The following is a 16,481-nucleotide window of genomic DNA, read 5'->3' on the forward strand; positions in this document are numbered from 1 at the left end:
TGGACATGACACCACGAAGCGGATCGGGAAATATCGACTGCAACAGCTAGCCGATCAGTTAGGCGAGCGTGATCGCCTCATTCTCGAAGCAGTGGCTGAACATCGCTTCCTGACCACCACACAACTCGCAGAGTTGTTGTTCACTGACCTGAGCCCGATCTCCCAGCAGCGCATTCCGCAACGGGTACTGGCACGACTACGACGCACCGGTCTGCTGGACACATTGCCCCGCCGTGTTGGTGGAGTGACGGCAGGCAGCCAAGATCTGATCCACTACCTAACTGAAGCCGGGAAACGGCTGCTGGTACTCGGTGGCAAGGAACCACGTGGCCGCAGTTGGCATGAACCATCAGCCCGATTTGCAGAGCATCACCTGGCGATCGCCGACGTACGCATCGCGCTGGAACTCGCACACCGCGCAAAGACACTCGAACTCGTGCGCTACCAGATCGAGCAGGATGCCCGGCGACCCCATCTCGGTCTCGGTGGTGCCCGCCTGGCGCTCAAGCCGGATCTGTATGTGGAAACAGCCACCGATCCAGACGGCACCTATGTCGATACCTGGTTTGTCGAAGTCGATTTGGGAACCGAATCCATCCCGACGCTGATCAGCAAATGCCACGACTACGAGCAGTATCGCCGCCAAGGCATCGAACAACAACAGGGCGGCTTCCCCTGGGTGCTCTGGCTACTTCACGGCAAGAACGCAGAACGCATCGAGCGGCGACGAACCGCACTGGCCAAAGCGTTGGCTGCCGACAAGACCCTGCCCGCCAGCCTGTTTCAGATCCTCACCCCCGACCAACTCATCCCCACCATGACGAAAGGAGCCGCCCTATGACACATTTCAACAAACCCACCCACGAGGTAGCACCGAATCCCATCCCACCGAGGTACCGCACGATCCTTGCCGATCCACCCTGGGACACTCACCAACGCGGCAACCGTGGTGCCATCCAGCACTATCCGCTCATGTCTCTGGATCGGATCAAAGCCATGCCCGTTGCCGACCTCGCCGCCGATGACGCGCATCTGTGGCTGTGGGTCACCAACGCCACCCTGCGTGACGGTTATGACGTCATGGCCGCATGGGGATTCACTCCACGCTCTCCGCTCACATGGTGTAAACCGCGCCTCGGACTGGGCAACTATCTGCGGAACAGCACCGAGCACCTGCTGCTGGGAACCAGAGGATCTGCGCCCGTGCGGTTTCGTGCCCAACCCACGTGGCTGTTCGCTCCGGTGCAGGATCACTCGCATAAACCCGAAGAGGTGTATGGGGTGATCGAACGCCTCAGTGACGGACCCTATCTGGAACTGTTCGCCCGCCGGCCCCGTCACGGATGGCACGCCTGGGGTAACCAAATCGACTCCCACATCACGATTTCCGGCTATCCGGTTCCTTCCGACAAGCAGCACGAGAAACGGCAGCGCCCCGCATGACAGGGGTCAGACGGATGTCCTCGTTGGTGTCCTGCGGCTGTACTTGTGACGGCATCCCGCCATCACCAGCCGCTCGCACCAAGGAGGTACGACATGTCCACGCCAGAAAGCGGTCTGAAAACCCTTGCTATCCGGCTCGACCCCGCAGTGCACGCGCAGCTGAGTTTCATCGCTCAATTACGCGGGCAGACCATCAACGACGAAGGCATTGCCGCCATCATCGATCACGTCCAGCGGGCCAAAAATGACCCGGAACTGCGGGCCAAAGCCAACACGGCCCAAAAGGAGATCGAACGCGATGCGGCAGTCAAGAACGCCGCCATCGCCAGCATCTTCACCGACAACCCCACCGGCAAAACCACGCCACCACGGCTACGACGCACCGGTGAGGCCACCAAGGACAGCTAAGCACCTCCACGCTGCACTACTAAACCGGGCAGGGGATCGCCACCGTGCGATTCCCTCCCGGTGCCCTCACTCCACCATAAACACGCACCAAATTGCCGCCCATTCACCACTGCCGATCAGCGAAATACGCTCCATAGCAATGGCTTTTGCGTATTCAGTAGGATCGCCGGCCGTTGCCAATTCGCATAAGTGGCGGTATAATAGTGAAAAGGTAACGGAGACAAGAGAAATGAATATCGCTCAACGACGCCAATTGGCCAACCTGTTGAAAAACAGACGCCAAAAGTTGGGTCTATCGGCCAACGAAACCGCGCGTCGTGCCGGGATCAACCAAGGCAATTACTGGCGCATCGAAGCCGGTGAGATCGCTAAACCCAATGCCGAAAAGCTGGGTGCCATCGGCCATGTCCTCGGTATCCCTATCAGCGAACTGTTTTCCGCTACCGGCTGGATGCCGCCAGCGGAATTGCCTGCGCTGCGGCCATACCTACGCACCAGATATCACCTGCCGCCTCAAGTCCTCGCCAAGCTCGAAGCCTCTGTCACCGCCATTGCCGGCGAATACGGCATCAGTATCGAGCGAGGCCCCGCACGCGGCGAAGACGAACATCTACACACTGAGTAGGACTGCTGCGCAAGCAGATAACAGAATCCAACGCTCACTGGAAAGGAGGAAACCCACGATGCCCACACGCCCCACGACACAACCCGTCCATCATCTCAGCGTGCTCGCATTGTTGCGGGCCTGCGTCCCGCCACGTGATGACATAACCTTTGACGAAGCACTGCAAATCGCCGAACGTCAGGCCACCAAACTCCTTGAACTGCACAGCATCACCGATGGACCTGTCCCAGACGCAGTGATCACCGGTATTCCGCATATTCGCATCATCAACACCACCCGACTCGGCAACACCGCTGCCGCTGACGGTGCCAGCATGTGGGATACGAAAACACGCCGCTGGGTGATCATGATCAACCGCGCCAACACCGTTCAGCGGCAACGCTCCACGCTGGCGCATGAGTTCAAACATATCCTCGATGACCCCATCGACAACCTATACAAAACAACACGCCGATTGACCAACTCACGGCAGGCGGAGCACGCTGCCAACTACTTCGCCGGATGCCTGCTCATCCCACGCGAGTTTCTGCACCGTGCATGGCATGGCGGCATCCGAAGCCCCGCCGTACTGGCCAAGCTGTTTCAGGCCAGCGAGCACGCCATCACCGTGCGACTCCGACAAACCGGGCTAATCGACCACATCCACCGCGCTGACCGCGCGAAAGACTTCAGATCAGTTAGCACACAGGAGGTTTCGCATGGAGTATGACACGAGCAAGCTCACTGATCTGCTGATGGCCGATAGCCAGATCAATACACGCGCGGCAGCGAAGATCGCCGTGTCATATCCACGGGTGTCTTCTAAGAAGCAGGCTGAAAAAGACGGTGACCCGGATGGTTACTCGTTGCCTGCCCAACGCGAAGCCAATCGCCGCAAAGCTGCCACGCTAGGAGCGGTCGTAGTCGAGGAATTCGTGGAGCGTGCCGAAAGCGCCAAGTCAGCTGACCGCCCCAAACTGCAGGAAATGCTCAACTACATCCGCCAACACGAGGTGGACTACGTCATCGTCCACAAAATTGACCGCCTGGCGAGAAACCGGGCCGACGATGTTGAAATTAGCCTCGCTATCAAACAGGCTGGAGCAGAACTGGTTTCAGCCACCGAGAATATCGATGAAACACCCAACGGTATGCTGCTGCACGGCATCATGAGTTCGATCGCCGAGTTCTACAGCCGCAACCTGGCCGTCGAAGTCACCAAAGGCATGACTCAGAAAGCCAAGATCGGAGGCACTCCAGGAAAAGCTCCGCTCGGCTACCTGAATGTTCAGAAGATCACTGCCAATGGTTCCCAGGTTCGCACTGTTGACATTGATCCAGTTCGCGCTCCACTGATCACTTGGGCTTTTCATGCTTATGCCAGCGGTGACTGGACTCTCAAAGCTTTGGCTGCTGAGCTTGAACGGCGCGGTTTGACCACCCGGCCAACACCGAAAACCCCAGCACGACCAATCAAGTACAACAGCCTGCACAAGATCCTGACCACCCCTTATTACAAGGGGATCGTTGTCTTCAGTAAGGCGACATATCCCGGCAAGCACAAACCGCTGGTCGATGAAGTGACCTGGGCCAAAGTGCAAGAAGTCTTGAGCTCACACGCGACAGGGGAGAAGCAGCGCGAGCATCCCCACTACCTGAAATCGTCAGTTTTCTGCGGAAACTGCGACAGCCGCCTCGTGATCACCAATGCCAAGAACCCGTCCGGCACCGTCTATCCCTACTTCATTTGCTTGGGGCGGCACCAGAAGATCACCGACTGTGAGCAGAAAGCTGTGCTCATAGCGAAGGTCGAGCAGCAAGTTGCTGACCACTACCGCACCGTCCAGCTTGACCATGAATCGCGCGGCCAGATCGAAACCATGCTCCGCGATGAGATGGCCACCTACCGCACCACAGCCGAGATCCAGCACAAGCAACTATCGCTGCAAAAAGATCGCCTCGAGCGCGAGCGCACAAGTCTGCTGCAGGCTCACTACGCCCAGGCTGTGCCGCTCGATCTACTCAAGGCTGAACAAGACCGCATCGCTCGCAGCCTCGCCGAGATCACCGAACGCCTGACCGCCACCAACATGGAGTTCGAACAATTCGAGCGTGCCCTGGCGAGTGCTCTCGATTACGCCATGAACTGCCACCGTGCGTACATCGGGGCAGCCCACGTTGTCGGCGGCAAGCAGATCCGCCGTCTGCTCAACCAAGCCATCTTCACCAGGCTCTACATCGACGACGGAGATATCCACGGCGATCTGGCCGAACCATTCCGCACTCTGCTCAGTGACGAGCTTGCAAACGCTGCTCAGCAGCATGCAGCGAACAAGGGGAGAGGTATGGCTGATGACGGTAAGCGTCACTTAACCAGCGACAATAGCCCCGGAATATCCCTCACGGAAGCACTGGAGAAAACAAACAAAAAACCCGACGACAGTGTCGCGAGTTTGAAACTGACTACTTTGGTGCCCTCGGCAGGATTCGAACCTGCGACACCGGCTTTAGGAGAGCCGTGCTCTATCCCCTGAGCTACGAGGGCGGGGGACCTGTGTGAATAGGTGTCTAAAACTCTAGCGGTTCGGTCGGGATGCTCTGGACGTCGGCTGGTGGCGAGTCTGCTCTGTTGCAGGCGGTGCGTGTGGGGCCTTACGTGTCCAGTGGGGCTTGTGTGACTGGGCGGCGGATAGACCGGCGCCTGGTTAGGCTGTGGTGATTTTTTGACGGCGCCCGTGGAGGTAGTGGGCGATAGCGTTGCGGCCCAACGCGAATCCGATCATCACAGCGTGCTGACGGGTGGGGCTGTGGGCGGTCATGCGTCCGCCGTAGAGAGTGCGGTCGAGGGTGTTGTTGAGTGATTCGGCGTCTTCGCGCCAGCCGTAGCAGCGGTCATAGATGCTCTCGCCCGTATCGGTCTTGGTGTGCTGGCGAAGGTGCTCGGCGCGGTTGTAGCCGCGTTTGTCGTCCTCGTCGGTGTTGTCGAGGCGACGGGACTGGACGGTGCCGCAAGTGGTGGCGAAGTCGATGTACCAGCGGTGGGTGCCGCCTCGGTTGCGGCGCGAGTAGATCTTGTCGACCGGCAGCGGCTCATAGGTCATCTCGCCGGTGTCGATGATGCTCCGTTCATGGAGGCGGCCGTCGAGGGTCCAGATGTCGTGAGTATCGCGGCATGTGCACGTGATTTGGGTGAAGAAGGTGGGTTTGGCGGTGCCTGAGTGTGGTGGTACTAGGACGATCAGGCCCTGTTTCATGGCGTGGTTGATGTGCGTGCCGCGGAAGGCCCCGTCGTAGCAGATACCGTCGACGCGCAGGTCGGGGTGGGCGATGACATTGTCGAGCATGGTGATCGCGATGCCGGCCTCGCCCTTGTAACCCTTGCCATGTGGGACGGGTGCGGTGTCGAGGATGGCACGCAGGTTCCGGGCGTTGTCTGGCCGGGTGGACAGGGTGGCGAATTTGGCACCGTAGCGGAATTCGGGTGCGCCGTCACCGTTTTGGACTTCGCTGTGAGCGACTATGCGGCAGCGTCCGGCGGCGGTGAGCCGCTCGACGGTCTTCTTGCGGTACGGAGGTGGCACGACGGTGCCGTCTCCAACGACGAACTGGCCGCGGGTGGGGTCGGTGCGCGATACCCGCTTGTTGGGGTTCAGGCAGCCCAGTCGGCGGGCCAGTTCTGCGCCGGTTTGGCGCAGGCCGTCTTGCAGCTGCTCGATATGTCGGTCGAGCTTCGGTTGTGCGTAGGTGTGATGGTGGCGTTTCGGGGGCGTGGCACGAGCGGTGTGGTCGTGGTCGGCGGCGTGTCCGCGGATGATGTCCCAGTAGTCGGGGTTGTTCATGATCCGGCTGGCGGCATTGGCCGAGCCGAACGCGCCGTGCAGGGACGTGTGGACGATATGCACCCAGTTGGGGTACATCGGAGGCCGCCCCGGTGTGCCTGGTTCGCGGTCGGGGATGCGGTCGGCGATGGCGTATTGCGCTGGGTCGGAGGCAATCGCGCGGACTTTCTCGATCTCCACCAGCGTGTGATCGTCCGGGGTGTGGAGTTGCTGGCGGCGCCACTGGTCGATCCGGTCGGCACCATAGATGGTGCGACGTCGGCGGGGCGGCGGCAGAGACATGTGCGATCAGTCGTCTTGGCGCCATTGGTAGCCGATGAGCGCGGCGGTGCCATCAAGTGACCCGGAGCCGATCAGCTTGGCCGCCAATTCGATTCGGCCGGTTTCTTCGAAGACCTGCCGGGCGGCGTGGGCGGTCAGCGAGGACGGTTTGATTCCAGTGGTTGTGCTTAGGCCTGCGCGTGTGAGGACATCGCGGACGGTCACGCACACTCTGGCCTGCCGTTGCGCATCGGAGCCGTCGGAGCCGGTGCAAAAGACTGTGTCGGCAGTGGCGCCGCGTTCGGTCAAATGCGCGATCCGTTGGTCGATGACCCGGAGGGCCCAGGTATCCAACGGCAGGGCGCGAGCGCGGTGTTTGGTCGAACCGTGCGCCCATACGGTCTTGGCGGTGGTGTCGACGTCACTGATGCGGATGTGGCCGAGCTCGCTTGTGTGCGCTCCGGCCAGCAGCAGTGCGGTCGTGGCGGCGTGCCGGGTGGGTGTGGCGTGTTCGGAGAACAGCCGCACCAGCACCGCCTCGTCGTCGTGCAGCGACCGCGTCGACGCGGTTTCCCGGTCGGGCACGTCGATGTCGAGGGTCGGGTCGTGCAGGACCAGGCCGAGCCGGCGCGCGGTGCGAAAATACGCTCGCAAGGCCGCCCGGCGGTTGTGCATGGTGGCCACCGCCGCAGGCGCTACCGCGCCGCGCCGGGACCGGCCCTTGGCCGCAACGAATTTGGCCACTAAACCGTCATCGACGGCATCGAGTGTCGTCACATCGTGCGCGGCCGCGAACCGCACGAACCGTTGTGCCAGCAACGCGAACTTGTCCAACGTCTGAACCGACATCGCCCCATCCACCGCCCAGTCTGAGACGACAAGATCCACGGACGTGGCCACACTGTTCTCAGCCATGGCTGGCCCCCACGGCAACGGCAGGCTCAACTGCACGGCCAGTTGTGCACTCTTCATCGCGCGCAACCTGTCTGTGGTGCTGGTCCATCGGTGATCCTCCAACCATGCTGGTGCGTAAATGCACCAGCATGGTACGGGTGGTCGGCCGATGAGCTGTCGAGTGCCGTGTTGGGCGCTATGGTCGGGTGGTGTCGCGCAGCCACGGCGTTCGACCACCCGCCGAGTACATGCCCGCTGGCGCCTGGCCAGACGGGCAGCTGGCGGCCGATGCGCCGCCGGCGGCGGCTGTCGCACAGCACGTCGCACGGGCATTGCGTGCGGCGATGACCGAAACCGGCATCGGTCAACGACCCCTGGCGCAGGCCAGCGGCGTCGCCCACACCACCATCGGGCGCATCCTGGCCGGCACGGTTCTCTGCGACATCGGCACCCTCGCGCACCTCGAACACACACTTGGCCGACCTCTGTGGCCCCGGACCTCGTCGCGGCGACGCCTCAGGCCCAAGGGGGTCGAGCGAGCTACCGCCCCTAAAGTCATTGACTCTTGACACGTGAGACACGTTACATAACGCTAGCTCACTGGTGGAGCATATATATCGGCGAGTTACGCTTGACTCGCGTTACAAGTGTCAGAACAATGGATGTAGCAGGCGTATACACGCCGAACCGGGACCGACACGAACGGGTGAATCATGGGGACAACCAGCAGATCGTTAGTCGAGTTGATTGAGTTGGCGGTGCAGCGCCACGGGGGTGCATCAGGGCGGCGATTGGCCGAGATCGCCCAACGCGGCGGCCACGAGGTATCGCACGCGACCTTGAACCGGCTGCGGCAAGGCACTTACGCCTCCCGACCCTCGGACGCCTCTATTCGGGCGATTGCTTACCTGGCCGAGGTGCCCGAGACCGCCGCATTCACAGCCGCGGGAGTGCGCCCCCCCGCAGCTGAGCAATACGAAGTCCCGGCCGAGGCGCATCGAATGAGCACCCGTCAGCGGCGTGCATTGGACGAGTTGCTGCGCGCCTTCATCTCCGAGGAACTTGTGCCGCAGAGCACCCCGAAGCGGGGTTTCGGGACGCTATTGATAGCGCGTGATCGGCTGGCTGCTGCGGTACGGGACGCCACTGATTCGCCCGATGCAGAGTTGCTAGCCGCCGCCCGTGGAGTGATTGCCGCGGTCGATGAGGCAGTAGCGGCGTTGTTTACTCCCGCCAGCGGCGGTGATGTTGCTATTGCCGACGCTGTGCCGTGGCCACCAACCGATAACGCTGAGGCTGCAATTTGCAATACGCCCTAGAGGGGGCGAGTCCTTTGTGACAGCATCCCCTCAGAGAGGGGGTGGCGGTGTTACCCGAGTTGGATGTTGACGGTCAGTTGCCGCCCGGAAGATACCGGGTCACTCAGGAAGAGATCTACGTCAGGTTCGTTGAGGACCGCCCGCCTCGACGCCACCTGTTGTGGGGGGATTGGCAGGCCATGACCAACCTGTTGCGCCGCTACACCCCTGTCAACGCGGCCTGGCTGTACGGGCCATTTCTCACCGAAATCGCTGAACCCCCTGCGATCCACTGCTTGTACTGGGTCGAAGACCTCGAGTTGGATAAAGCCAACCTCGACCCAGAGGCCCACAATATGCTCCGTGCTTTCGCGTCCCCGGGAGAAGTCCACAAAGTTGTCGGTGTCGATGTGGATACTCGACTGGCAGCCTGGCATTGCCAACCTGACACGCAAATCGACGACAACTACTACGCCGAGTACCTGTACTCCCGCGGCCAGGTCGACGATGTGCTGCAAAGGAGGCGATCCGGGACTGCCGGCTCGGCCCCAGTGCGCCTGGATGCCCTACCGCGACGTGGATACCTGGAAGTGACGCTCGATGACTACACCTGATCGCGATCTCGACCAGATGGCGGCCGCCATACTGGCTGCGATGGCCAGCCCGGAGGCGGCCGAGCGGGTGCCGGAATGGTCAACCCCCGGCGACTTGACCCGGATCGGCATTGAGGACTTGATCGCAGCGGATCCGCTGGGAAGGACACTGACTTCGCGGGGCAACATCCGCATCACCGGGGATGGGGTTACCGGGTCGTCGGCCAAGATGAACGATGTTGCACGGGTGATGACTGGGTTTCAACGTGTAGCCACCGCAGTCGGCGCATCGCAGACCGGTGACAAAGCGCTCGGCAGGCAAGCCAATGCTGATGTACGGCGCCGCACGGATTTGCTGCTGTCCGCATCGCCGGCGCCCGGGTCAATTATTTTGACGGTGGCGCCCGCAGTGAGTGCGATCGACGAAACCGGGCATGGTGAGGGCAAGGTGGGGATGTTCTCCGAACTGGACCCCGGTGATCAGATGCTCGACACAGCAGTGGGCGCCGCAATCGAGGTGTTCGCCGCAGGAATCGATATCGGCGCCATCGAGCAGGAGTCAGCATTCGTGCGCCAGCTCGAAGACATGGGGCCACGGACTGCCTCAGCCGTACGTGACCTCGCAAAGACACTGGAACGCGCCGGTTTTGACGTCGATATCGACTGGCGCCAACCCTCGCGCACCACCCGCCGCGTCCGGGTCACCGCGGCCGCGGCCGCCTACATGGCAGCCACCGTTGAACACGCCAACCTCGACGAACAGCCCGTCGAGATCCTCGGCGAATATCTCACCGTCAGTGCAGTCTCATCCTGGCTGATCAAACAAGACGACGGCGACACGATCACCGTCAGACTCGGACGAATCGACCCGAGTCAAATCCGGGGACTAGCAGTCGGAGACCGTGTCCGCATCAACGCCATCATGAAGATCGAGACCACCCCCGGCGGCAACATGAAAACGACCTACACCGCCGAAGCTGTGACAAAGCTCGGCCAATCGGACACCTAACGAGCGCGCCGGCACCCGCCGATATCGGCCGCACACCCCTGCCCCACGCGTGCGGTATCGACGTGCAGCGCTGTAGCAGAGTCGATTTCGGCGAACTACCAGCTGGCAACTGAACATCCTCGCCCAGCTTGGCATGGGGATGAATTCCCCGGCCCTATCCATCTCGCGTAAACGGTCCCAGCCGCCTCGACCATCGATCGAGCCTAGAAGTAACGACATAGCCGAAGATTCCTGACGGCTCAAATGTCATGCTTTTTTGGTAAAATTAGCAACAATTAGCATGCTTGTGAAGGGGTGATGATGACTCTGCATAGCGAGATTGACGACGCTCTGATCCGAGGATTCGCGGCCCAAGGATGGGCACTCGGCGCCGACAGAGGGCTGCTGGCTCAGGGGGCCAAGGATCGAGTGATTGATCTTGCGGCCCTACGCGACCAGCTGATCAATTCCCTTGGGCTGCGGCAGGAAAGGGGAATTGTTCAACCGGTCAGCGACACCTGGCCCGCCACGAGATACCTGGCAGACTCGGCGATGGGCCAAACGCTTGACGGCGCAGCCGGTATCCGGCACCAGGTGCGCGTGGTATCTGATTGGCGCGCCGATAGCGACCAGCAGCTGTGAGTGTCACTCCGCGCCGCACCGTGCGAGTTCCTGGCCATGAGTGGGACGCAGGACACTCCAAAGCCCAGGGCGAAGGCGACAATCTGACCAACGTGATCCGGCGTTTATTGCGTGGATATCTCAGCGGATCGAGCATCGAGTACCTTGCCACTCCGAACAATCCGTCGATCAGCAAGCCGGTCAGCGGGATTACTGGTCGCTATGAAGATGTACGGAAGCTTTACCCCGCCAAACACTGGCGCCTCGAAGAACGCGATGTGTCCGGCTACCGACCAGCAGGACGACGATAAGGAACGTATTGTCGAGCCCTTGTAAGACGATCAAACCGGCCGACAAAGAATTGGCGTTGGAGATAGTGGTGCCGCTACAGCCTACAGTCTACACAGATAATGATGCCCGCCGCAGTCGTAATATGCAGCCCTGCAAAGAGTTCCGCTGACGTATGCTATGGCCCACTGGTGTCGCATTGGTGCGATAGCCCAGCTGACATGATGCGGTTTGGTTACCGCGCACCGCCGGATCAAGGCGCGGTTCACCGTCAGGTACAGCGCCCGGACTGGCTCAGCGGCGCCACAAGATACGAGGCCTAGCTACGCTGGCCGTTGCCGACGAGGGAGCCGTGCGAGCTATCGGGCGGGAGCCATCGGGTTTTGAAGTGCGGTGCTCAAGTCGGCGATAACTTCGCGGGTCGGATGGTATTCGGGGTCACCGCCCAGGCCGGACGTGCGCAGCCACTCGTTGACGCTGCCCCAATCCCAGACTCGAACACCACCGGGTTCACCCAACGGCGCGGGAAAGCCTTGAGGGCCCCGCAGTCCCTCACTGTATTGACGGATGGCCTGGCGTGAGCGCCCAGTCCGATCCGCAATATCGGTGGTGTTCACGAGATCGAGATCGAGGCCCACCACGGTGAAACCTTGCGACCGCAGCTTTTCTGCGGCGGCAAGAACGCCCTCACGGTAAGAGTCAAGAGAACTGGCATGGACGAACAATGTGACAAGCCCCTGCGAGCCGGACATCTGAGCTATACCGTCGTGGTCGCCAGCCCACCTAGCGAGCTCATCGAACTGGTCGGCATTGACAGCCACAACGAGATGAGCCACTGCGGAATCCCACATAGTGCCTCCCTGAGTACGTCTGACAACGTCTCAATAATAACACGATGTGTTTCATCAATCGTGTTCGGAACGCCGTCGACACCGACGCGCCATGCGCCGAAGATACTTGGCGTGATAAAGATCATCTCGAGGGCTACCTGCGACGCTGATCCGGCATTTACAGGCGAATCTGCAGGTCAATACCCCCCAATGGCCACCGGGGCGCAAGCTCCACCCGTCATGCGTCAAATCGGCGAGCGCCGCACGCACTGCCGGGCGTGAATGCCTCATGTCTGCAATCCTCTCCTGCCTCCACCGCCATCAATCGTCCCCCATAGTATCCCCTATCGCGCTACAATTGCAGTCATGAATACAGATGAACTCGGAGTGTCTGCGTCCACCAGTGAGGATGATGGCGCAGTGGGCGGCGATTCAGGCCAGATGACGGGGGTGCCCCGTGTGAATCTGGCCAACGTCCTGCAGGTGCTCGAAGCCGCGTATCAGCATGGGCGGTCTCCGTCGTTGTCGCAGATCGCAAGCACGTTGGATCAGTCGACGAACTCCGGGGCTTTTCGTGCGCGGACCGCGGCGGCCAGTCATTACGGTTTCCTGACGGGCTCACGGGGTCGTCTGCAGTTCACTGATTTGGGGATGCGTGCCCTTGACGTCGACCAGCGGCCAGCAGCGATGGTCGAAGCCTGGATGAACATCGCGCTGTTCCGGGAGTTGTTCAAGCTGTACGACGGGGGCCGTCTTCCGAAGGCCCCGGGGATCGAGGCCGACCTGCGTCATCGGGGGGTCCCGGAGAAGAATATCGCCAATACCCGGCGCGTGATGATGAGTTCGGCAGAAGTTGCTGGACTACTCAACCCGGCCCGAGACCGCCTGGTGATACCCACATTATCGGCGGTCTCATCTGACGATGCCATTGCGGTGACCGAGACGTCACCGGAGCCGGCAGCTGTGGCAGCGAGCCGCAGTGGCGGCGCGGATCTCATCACAGTGGATTTCGGGAATGCAGGTGAGGTCACCATCGGGGTCCAGATCGGCTGGCTGGATCTGGCACCAGAGGCGTTCGTGGAGCTTCGGTCTCTGATTGAGCGGATGAGAGAGCTTGGCAGTCTGCAGCGCAAGTTCGAATCATCTTCAGTGCAAACGGACGACGAGGAGGGCTCAGGGAATCGTATTAATGACGGTGGCGTGCATGTGGAGGGAGGATCGACTGTTGACGGGCTTGGAGGTCCTAGCTCGGCGCGTCTAGGTGGGTGAGCGATGGGTGAATCACAGGTTGACGGATGCGGTGTCCTGTCGCACGCTTAGGTGCAGAATCGGCTGTGCGAGTTTGAAATAGTGTGCAGTAGAAGCGAACTGGCAAATCGCTACTGACGAGGCGCTTCCTGAGTATTGATCGTCGGCCATGGCACATCACGCGCGGCGGGGAACTGTCGGCGTAGCCCATCGATATGCCGGTGCGCTTCGTACAGCTCCCCCCTCAGCGCCACCAGATGGCGGCGTTGATGTCTGACTGCCGCAGGTCGGCTCGGAGCATTCCTGCTCTGACGCTCGGTCTCGGCGATCGATTGAGATACCTCGACGACATGCTCGTAGAGCGAAGTCAGCAGCGCACGCGCCTGCGCGGTGGAAGGGTCCTCGATCATCGGGTGATCGTGGCATGTTCTCGTGTTGATGCGTTGCGGGGTTTCACTGTTCATGTCGTGGCGGTGTATCGGCCTACTAGCGGAAGATTCGTTTGAGTGCCCACAGCTCGGCATCTAGCGCGGCTATGCCGTGCCGGATCGCGGCGATATCTTCAGGACTCATCTGCTGGGGATTGAGGTAGGCGCGGCGCCCTTCTATGCCGACAGCGCTACCTTCGAGTATGCCGGCAAGGGCTCGGCCCGGGGTGGAGTTCGGCGCTGTCTCTGGGTTGGGGGTGCTTTGTTTGGCGGGCATGAGGTGGCCTTTCGTATAGGTGAACGGATGGACTCCGGCGGTGGGTCAAGCGTCGTTGAGCTTGTTGACTTGTTTCGTTAAATCGTGCTGTGACAATGGTTTTTTGGCGGTGTTTATGACGCCGCCTTCGGTGATGAAGGCGTATGCAGGTGACTGGGTGATACCGAAGCGGCTCGATATGTTCGTGCTGGTGTCGATGACCTGTGTGAATTCCATGGGGTGATTGCGTATAAACGCCCGCAGATCTGTAGCACTGGCTTTGATTCCGACCCCGACGAAGGTGATGCCTGGATGCTTGGCGGCCGCGGCTCGCACGATCGTGGCCTGTGACTTACACGCGGCGCAGGAAGGTTCCCAGAACCACATCACGGTCGGCTTGCCCCACAAGTCTTCTCCGGAAAACCCGCCTCCGTCTAGTGATTGGGCGATGAACTGCAGCTGCCAGGGCACCAGCGGCTCTGCGGTCAGTGTTGATGCGTGCGGGTTAGCCGCGGGCAGCTGCTGGGACGTAAACAGTGTGCGGGCAGGTGAGCATCCGGTTGCGAGAATTACGATGGCGACGAGAGTTATTGCGCTGTTTTTCAAGGTGATTCAGCTTTCCTAGCTAGTTCTAGACTTATCGTGCGATGAGCTAGCGTTGGGCAATCACCGCCCGTTCGATCTCTGAAACAGGTAGGTCGCGGTGTGCAGGTCGCAGGTAGCGCTGCGAATATTCTGCTGCGCCCACATGTATAAGCAGATCCCAGTCGTACTCGGCGAGAAACTCTGAGACTTGTTCTGGATGTAGACCGAAGTGCCACAACTGTTGTTGTGCCACGAATTCGTCGTATCCAGCGCGCGCGCCATACATGGCGAACCCGTCCACAAATGCTTTACGCAGGAAGGTGAACGCTAAGCGGCTTCCCGGCGCCAGCGCGAGCATGTGCCGCAGCGTGCGTCGCACAGTAGCTTCAGTCAGATACATCGACACGGCTTCCCAGATCACAAACGCGCGCATATCCAGGTCAAATCCGCTGTCCGACAGACATTTCGTCATGTTCTCGGTTGCTAGGTCGGCAGCAACATATGTCGCATGTCGGGGGATGTATCCGAAACGACGCGCCGCCACCTGCTGCTTACGGATGCTGTTGGCTGGCAGATCGACCTCCCAGACCGGGACACCGGTCAACTGCGGTATCCGGTACAAACGCGTATCGAACCCGCCGCCCAGGATGATCACCGCATCAAGTCCGTCGGCAAGGGCCTCGATGAGCTGCTCATCGATGTACCGCGTGCGGCATAGCACGCCAGCCCACCCGCCGCAGATCTTCTTCTCCGTTGCGGCAATCATCGCCCGCCGCACCGGTGCCCGGCGCGTGGCCAGAGCTTTCAGATGCAACGCGGGAGGCAGTAGACGAATCGCGTACGGGTCGATGATCAGCGGTGAGGCCTCATACTGCTCGGTGGCCAGGACCGAGGCAGAACCATAGGCGCCGTATCCCACCGCCGAACTCATAGGCGCCCTCAGCTCTCTGATCGGTCGACTCAATAACGCCGACCAGTCTTCCCGGCACACCACCGCATTCCTCACACGGCAGCGGGCACCCAGATCAGAGCAACGCAGGCGATGTATCCCTATCGCATCTGGCGTCACCACCAGCACTCGGCTCTGGCCGCTGCGCCGTGAATGCAGCCGCCAGATACGGTAGCAGTATGCAATACTTTTTGTAGGTTATCTTTAGTGAAATCAGTGCTGGCCTGGGCGGACTGAGTGAAACCGCGTGGGTATCGATGAATTCGGAGGCGCAGGCTTGTCGCATTCGCCCGCTCCCGCAACCCACACATTTGCGCGGCAGATCTCGGCCTTCCTGCAGCGACAGCGCCGCCTCGCCGCGGTCGGCGTGCTTGCCGGGGCGACCGCATGTTCACCCCAATCCGCTCCCCTCAGCAGCCTGACAACCAATACCATTGACAAAGAGCACCATTCGGTGACGCAGCTCGCAGCCAGTCGGCCGCAGGTTCAGAAGGCAGTGGTCGATTACCTGGAGAAGACAGTCAACGCGCTACCGATCGGGAGCTATCTCGATGGCGGCGCCATGCCGGTGGGCGGCCGCACCACGGCCTGTGCGGGCGCCAACGCCGCTAGCCCGACGGTGCGCTTCGAGGTCTCCATGGCGGTCATGACATCGCCGCAGATGCAAGCGAACCAAATTGCCTCCAGAACGCAGGCGCTGTGGCGCAGCTGGGGTGCGCAGGTCAACGAGGACCCAAGCGCCGCGGGGTGGTCGGCGGACACGGCGGGCTATCGCCTCCATATCGCCGCTGATGCCGGAGCCCCACAACCGACGGTGTCTGTGGCATCGATCTGCTTCCCCGATGACCCGATCCTGCGGGATCTGCCTTTTCCCGGCATCATCAGCCACTCAGCCTGACGCCGACACCTTGACGGCCCGTGCACAAGGCGCGAAACCGGCCGGGGGCG

21 protein-coding genes, 1 tRNA gene and 1 pseudogene are annotated in these 16,481 nt (G+C 61.0%); 13 read left to right on the forward strand and 10 right to left on the reverse strand.

Annotation, left to right across the window (positions count from 1 at the left end):
- The first annotated feature begins 91 nt into the window (after positions 1 to 91).
- The 6 genes and pseudogenes from RHO23_RS00780 to RHO23_RS00805 all read left to right on the forward strand — a co-directional run.
- Positions 92 to 841 carry a replication-relaxation family protein gene (locus tag RHO23_RS00780; RefSeq protein WP_423488550.1) on the forward strand — a complete coding sequence of 250 codons (750 nt, stop codon included), beginning with the start codon at positions 92 to 94 and terminating at the stop codon, positions 839 to 841.
- Positions 838 to 1,443, forward strand: coding sequence for an MT-A70 family methyltransferase (locus tag RHO23_RS00785; RefSeq protein WP_423488551.1), 606 nt, complete (start codon positions 838 to 840; stop codon positions 1,441 to 1,443). The genes RHO23_RS00780 and RHO23_RS00785 overlap by 4 nt, the downstream gene beginning before the upstream one ends.
- A 93-nt stretch (positions 1,444 to 1,536) precedes the next feature.
- Positions 1,537 to 1,851, forward strand: coding sequence for a hypothetical protein (locus tag RHO23_RS00790; protein WP_423488552.1), 315 nt, complete (start codon positions 1,537 to 1,539; stop codon positions 1,849 to 1,851).
- 139 nt (positions 1,852 to 1,990) lie between these two features.
- The gene (locus RHO23_RS00795; RefSeq protein WP_423488553.1) at positions 1,991 to 2,476 is read left to right on the forward strand and encodes a helix-turn-helix domain-containing protein; all 486 of its coding nucleotides are present in this window, start codon (positions 1,991 to 1,993) and stop codon (positions 2,474 to 2,476) included.
- A gap of 58 nt (positions 2,477 to 2,534) precedes the next feature.
- Positions 2,535 to 3,185 carry an ImmA/IrrE family metallo-endopeptidase gene (locus RHO23_RS00800; RefSeq protein ID WP_423488554.1) on the forward strand — a complete coding sequence of 217 codons (651 nt, stop codon included), beginning with the start codon at positions 2,535 to 2,537 and terminating at the stop codon, positions 3,183 to 3,185.
- Positions 3,186 to 3,210: 25 nt separating this feature from the next.
- Positions 3,211 to 4,233 (forward strand): annotated as a pseudogene (locus tag RHO23_RS00805) (recombinase family protein); the annotation flags it as partial.
- Here the strand turns inward: RHO23_RS00805 and RHO23_RS00810 are convergent.
- The 5 genes from RHO23_RS00810 to RHO23_RS00830 all read right to left on the reverse strand — a co-directional run bounded on the left by RHO23_RS00810 (position 4,120) and on the right by RHO23_RS00830 (position 7,527).
- Complete coding sequence (locus RHO23_RS00810) at positions 4,120 to 4,386, reverse strand: hypothetical protein (protein ID WP_423488555.1); 267 nt, start codon at positions 4,384 to 4,386, stop codon at positions 4,120 to 4,122. The pseudogene RHO23_RS00805 and the gene RHO23_RS00810 sit on opposite strands and share 114 nt — an antisense overlap.
- An 87-nt stretch (positions 4,387 to 4,473) precedes the next feature.
- Positions 4,474 to 4,824, reverse strand: coding sequence for a hypothetical protein (locus tag RHO23_RS00815; protein ID WP_423488556.1), 351 nt, complete (start codon positions 4,822 to 4,824; stop codon positions 4,474 to 4,476).
- Positions 4,825 to 4,924: 100 nt separating this feature from the next.
- Positions 4,925 to 5,000: transfer RNA gene (locus RHO23_RS00820), tRNA-Arg, on the reverse strand.
- Positions 5,001 to 5,160: 160 nt separating this feature from the next.
- Positions 5,161 to 6,576 (reverse strand): hypothetical protein, encoded by a 1,416-nt coding sequence (locus RHO23_RS00825; protein WP_234798252.1) that lies wholly within the window; start codon positions 6,574 to 6,576, stop codon positions 5,161 to 5,163.
- Between the two features lie 6 nt (positions 6,577 to 6,582).
- Positions 6,583 to 7,527, reverse strand: a complete 945-nt coding sequence (locus tag RHO23_RS00830; RefSeq protein WP_070942030.1) for a tyrosine-type recombinase/integrase — start codon at positions 7,525 to 7,527, stop codon at positions 6,583 to 6,585.
- A gap of 635 nt (positions 7,528 to 8,162) precedes the next feature.
- Between RHO23_RS00830 and RHO23_RS00835 the strand changes: the two genes are divergently transcribed.
- The 5 genes from RHO23_RS00835 (at position 8,163) to RHO23_RS00855 (ending at position 11,260) form a co-directional block, all read left to right on the forward strand.
- Complete coding sequence (locus RHO23_RS00835) at positions 8,163 to 8,768, forward strand: hypothetical protein (protein ID WP_070942031.1); 606 nt, start codon at positions 8,163 to 8,165, stop codon at positions 8,766 to 8,768.
- 47 nt (positions 8,769 to 8,815) lie between these two features.
- Positions 8,816 to 9,361 (forward strand): DUF6932 family protein, encoded by a 546-nt coding sequence (locus RHO23_RS00840; protein ID WP_062920307.1) that lies wholly within the window; start codon positions 8,816 to 8,818, stop codon positions 9,359 to 9,361.
- Positions 9,348 to 10,349: a hypothetical protein gene (locus tag RHO23_RS00845; protein WP_164687536.1), complete on the forward strand. Its 1,002-nt coding sequence runs from the start codon at positions 9,348 to 9,350 to the stop codon at positions 10,347 to 10,349. The genes RHO23_RS00840 and RHO23_RS00845 overlap by 14 nt, the downstream gene beginning before the upstream one ends.
- 300 nt (positions 10,350 to 10,649) lie before the next feature.
- Positions 10,650 to 10,970 carry a hypothetical protein gene (locus RHO23_RS00850; protein WP_123771712.1) on the forward strand — a complete coding sequence of 107 codons (321 nt, stop codon included), beginning with the start codon at positions 10,650 to 10,652 and terminating at the stop codon, positions 10,968 to 10,970.
- Entirely contained in the window at positions 10,967 to 11,260 is a 294-nt protein-coding gene (locus RHO23_RS00855) for a hypothetical protein (protein ID WP_070942034.1), read from the forward strand. Before RHO23_RS00850 ends, RHO23_RS00855 begins: the two co-directional genes overlap by 4 nt.
- A gap of 336 nt (positions 11,261 to 11,596) precedes the next feature.
- Here the strand turns inward: RHO23_RS00855 and RHO23_RS00860 are convergent, their stop codons facing one another.
- A complete protein-coding gene (locus tag RHO23_RS00860) occupies positions 11,597 to 12,088 on the reverse strand; it encodes a hypothetical protein (protein ID WP_070942035.1) in 492 nt (163 codons plus the stop codon).
- 345 nt (positions 12,089 to 12,433) lie between these two features.
- Here RHO23_RS00860 and RHO23_RS00865 point away from each other — a divergent pair, with 345 nt between their 5' ends.
- Positions 12,434 to 13,336, forward strand: coding sequence for a hypothetical protein (locus RHO23_RS00865; protein ID WP_423488557.1), 903 nt, complete (start codon positions 12,434 to 12,436; stop codon positions 13,334 to 13,336).
- 110 nt (positions 13,337 to 13,446) lie between these two features.
- On the opposite strand, the gene RHO23_RS00870 is transcribed toward RHO23_RS00865, so the two are convergent.
- From RHO23_RS00870 to RHO23_RS00885, 4 genes are all read right to left on the reverse strand, one after another.
- On the reverse strand, positions 13,447 to 13,725 hold the full coding sequence (locus RHO23_RS00870; protein WP_070942187.1) for a hypothetical protein: 279 nt from the start codon (positions 13,723 to 13,725) through the stop codon (positions 13,447 to 13,449).
- Positions 13,726 to 13,801: 76 nt separating this feature from the next.
- Complete coding sequence (locus RHO23_RS00875; protein ID WP_070940878.1) at positions 13,802 to 14,020, reverse strand: hypothetical protein; 219 nt, start codon at positions 14,018 to 14,020, stop codon at positions 13,802 to 13,804.
- A 45-nt stretch (positions 14,021 to 14,065) separates the two neighbouring features.
- Entirely contained in the window at positions 14,066 to 14,470 is a 405-nt protein-coding gene (locus tag RHO23_RS00880; protein ID WP_164687537.1) for a redoxin domain-containing protein, read from the reverse strand.
- Positions 14,471 to 14,651: 181 nt separating this feature from the next.
- Positions 14,652 to 15,515, reverse strand: coding sequence for an SAM-dependent methyltransferase (locus RHO23_RS00885; protein ID WP_116079900.1), 864 nt, complete (start codon positions 15,513 to 15,515; stop codon positions 14,652 to 14,654).
- Positions 15,516 to 15,780: 265 nt separating this feature from the next.
- Between RHO23_RS00885 and RHO23_RS00890 the strand changes: the two genes are divergently transcribed.
- Entirely contained in the window at positions 15,781 to 16,431 is a 651-nt protein-coding gene (locus RHO23_RS00890) for a hypothetical protein (protein WP_116079901.1), read from the forward strand.
- Positions 16,432 to 16,481: the final 50 nt, after the last annotated feature.

This window comes from Mycobacteroides sp. PCS013 (assembly GCF_049532645.1).
Lineage (GTDB): Bacteria > Actinomycetota > Actinomycetes > Mycobacteriales > Mycobacteriaceae > Mycobacterium > Mycobacterium gwanakae.

Excerpts from the sequence above, each read along its gene's own strand:
- RHO23_RS00785 (WP_423488551.1), top strand. The coding sequence starts at position 838 with ATGACACATTTCAACAAACCCACCCACGAGGTAGCACCGAATCCCATC.
- RHO23_RS00800 (WP_423488554.1), top strand. The coding sequence starts at position 2,535 with ATGCCCACACGCCCCACGACACAACCCGTCCATCATCTCAGCGTGCTC.
- RHO23_RS00865 (WP_423488557.1), top strand. The coding sequence starts at position 12,434 with ATGAATACAGATGAACTCGGAGTGTCTGCGTCCACCAGTGAGGATGAT.
- RHO23_RS00875 (WP_070940878.1), bottom strand. The coding sequence starts at position 14,020 with ATGCCCGCCAAACAAAGCACCCCCAACCCAGAGACAGCGCCGAACTCC.
- RHO23_RS00860 (WP_070942035.1), bottom strand. The coding sequence starts at position 12,088 with ATGTGGGATTCCGCAGTGGCTCATCTCGTTGTGGCTGTCAATGCCGAC.
- RHO23_RS00835 (WP_070942031.1), top strand. The coding sequence starts at position 8,163 with ATGGGGACAACCAGCAGATCGTTAGTCGAGTTGATTGAGTTGGCGGTG.
- RHO23_RS00885 (WP_116079900.1), bottom strand. The coding sequence starts at position 15,515 with ATGAGTTCGGCGGTGGGATACGGCGCCTATGGTTCTGCCTCGGTCCTG.
- RHO23_RS00830 (WP_070942030.1), bottom strand. The coding sequence starts at position 7,527 with ATGAAGAGTGCACAACTGGCCGTGCAGTTGAGCCTGCCGTTGCCGTGG.
- RHO23_RS00795 (WP_423488553.1), top strand. The coding sequence starts at position 1,991 with ATGGCTTTTGCGTATTCAGTAGGATCGCCGGCCGTTGCCAATTCGCAT.
- RHO23_RS00845 (WP_164687536.1), top strand. The coding sequence starts at position 9,348 with ATGACTACACCTGATCGCGATCTCGACCAGATGGCGGCCGCCATACTG.
- RHO23_RS00850 (WP_123771712.1), top strand. The coding sequence starts at position 10,650 with ATGACTCTGCATAGCGAGATTGACGACGCTCTGATCCGAGGATTCGCG.
- RHO23_RS00870 (WP_070942187.1), bottom strand. The coding sequence starts at position 13,725 with ATGATCGAGGACCCTTCCACCGCGCAGGCGCGTGCGCTGCTGACTTCG.
- RHO23_RS00825 (WP_234798252.1), bottom strand. The coding sequence starts at position 6,576 with ATGTCTCTGCCGCCGCCCCGCCGACGTCGCACCATCTATGGTGCCGAC.
- RHO23_RS00790 (WP_423488552.1), top strand. The coding sequence starts at position 1,537 with ATGTCCACGCCAGAAAGCGGTCTGAAAACCCTTGCTATCCGGCTCGAC.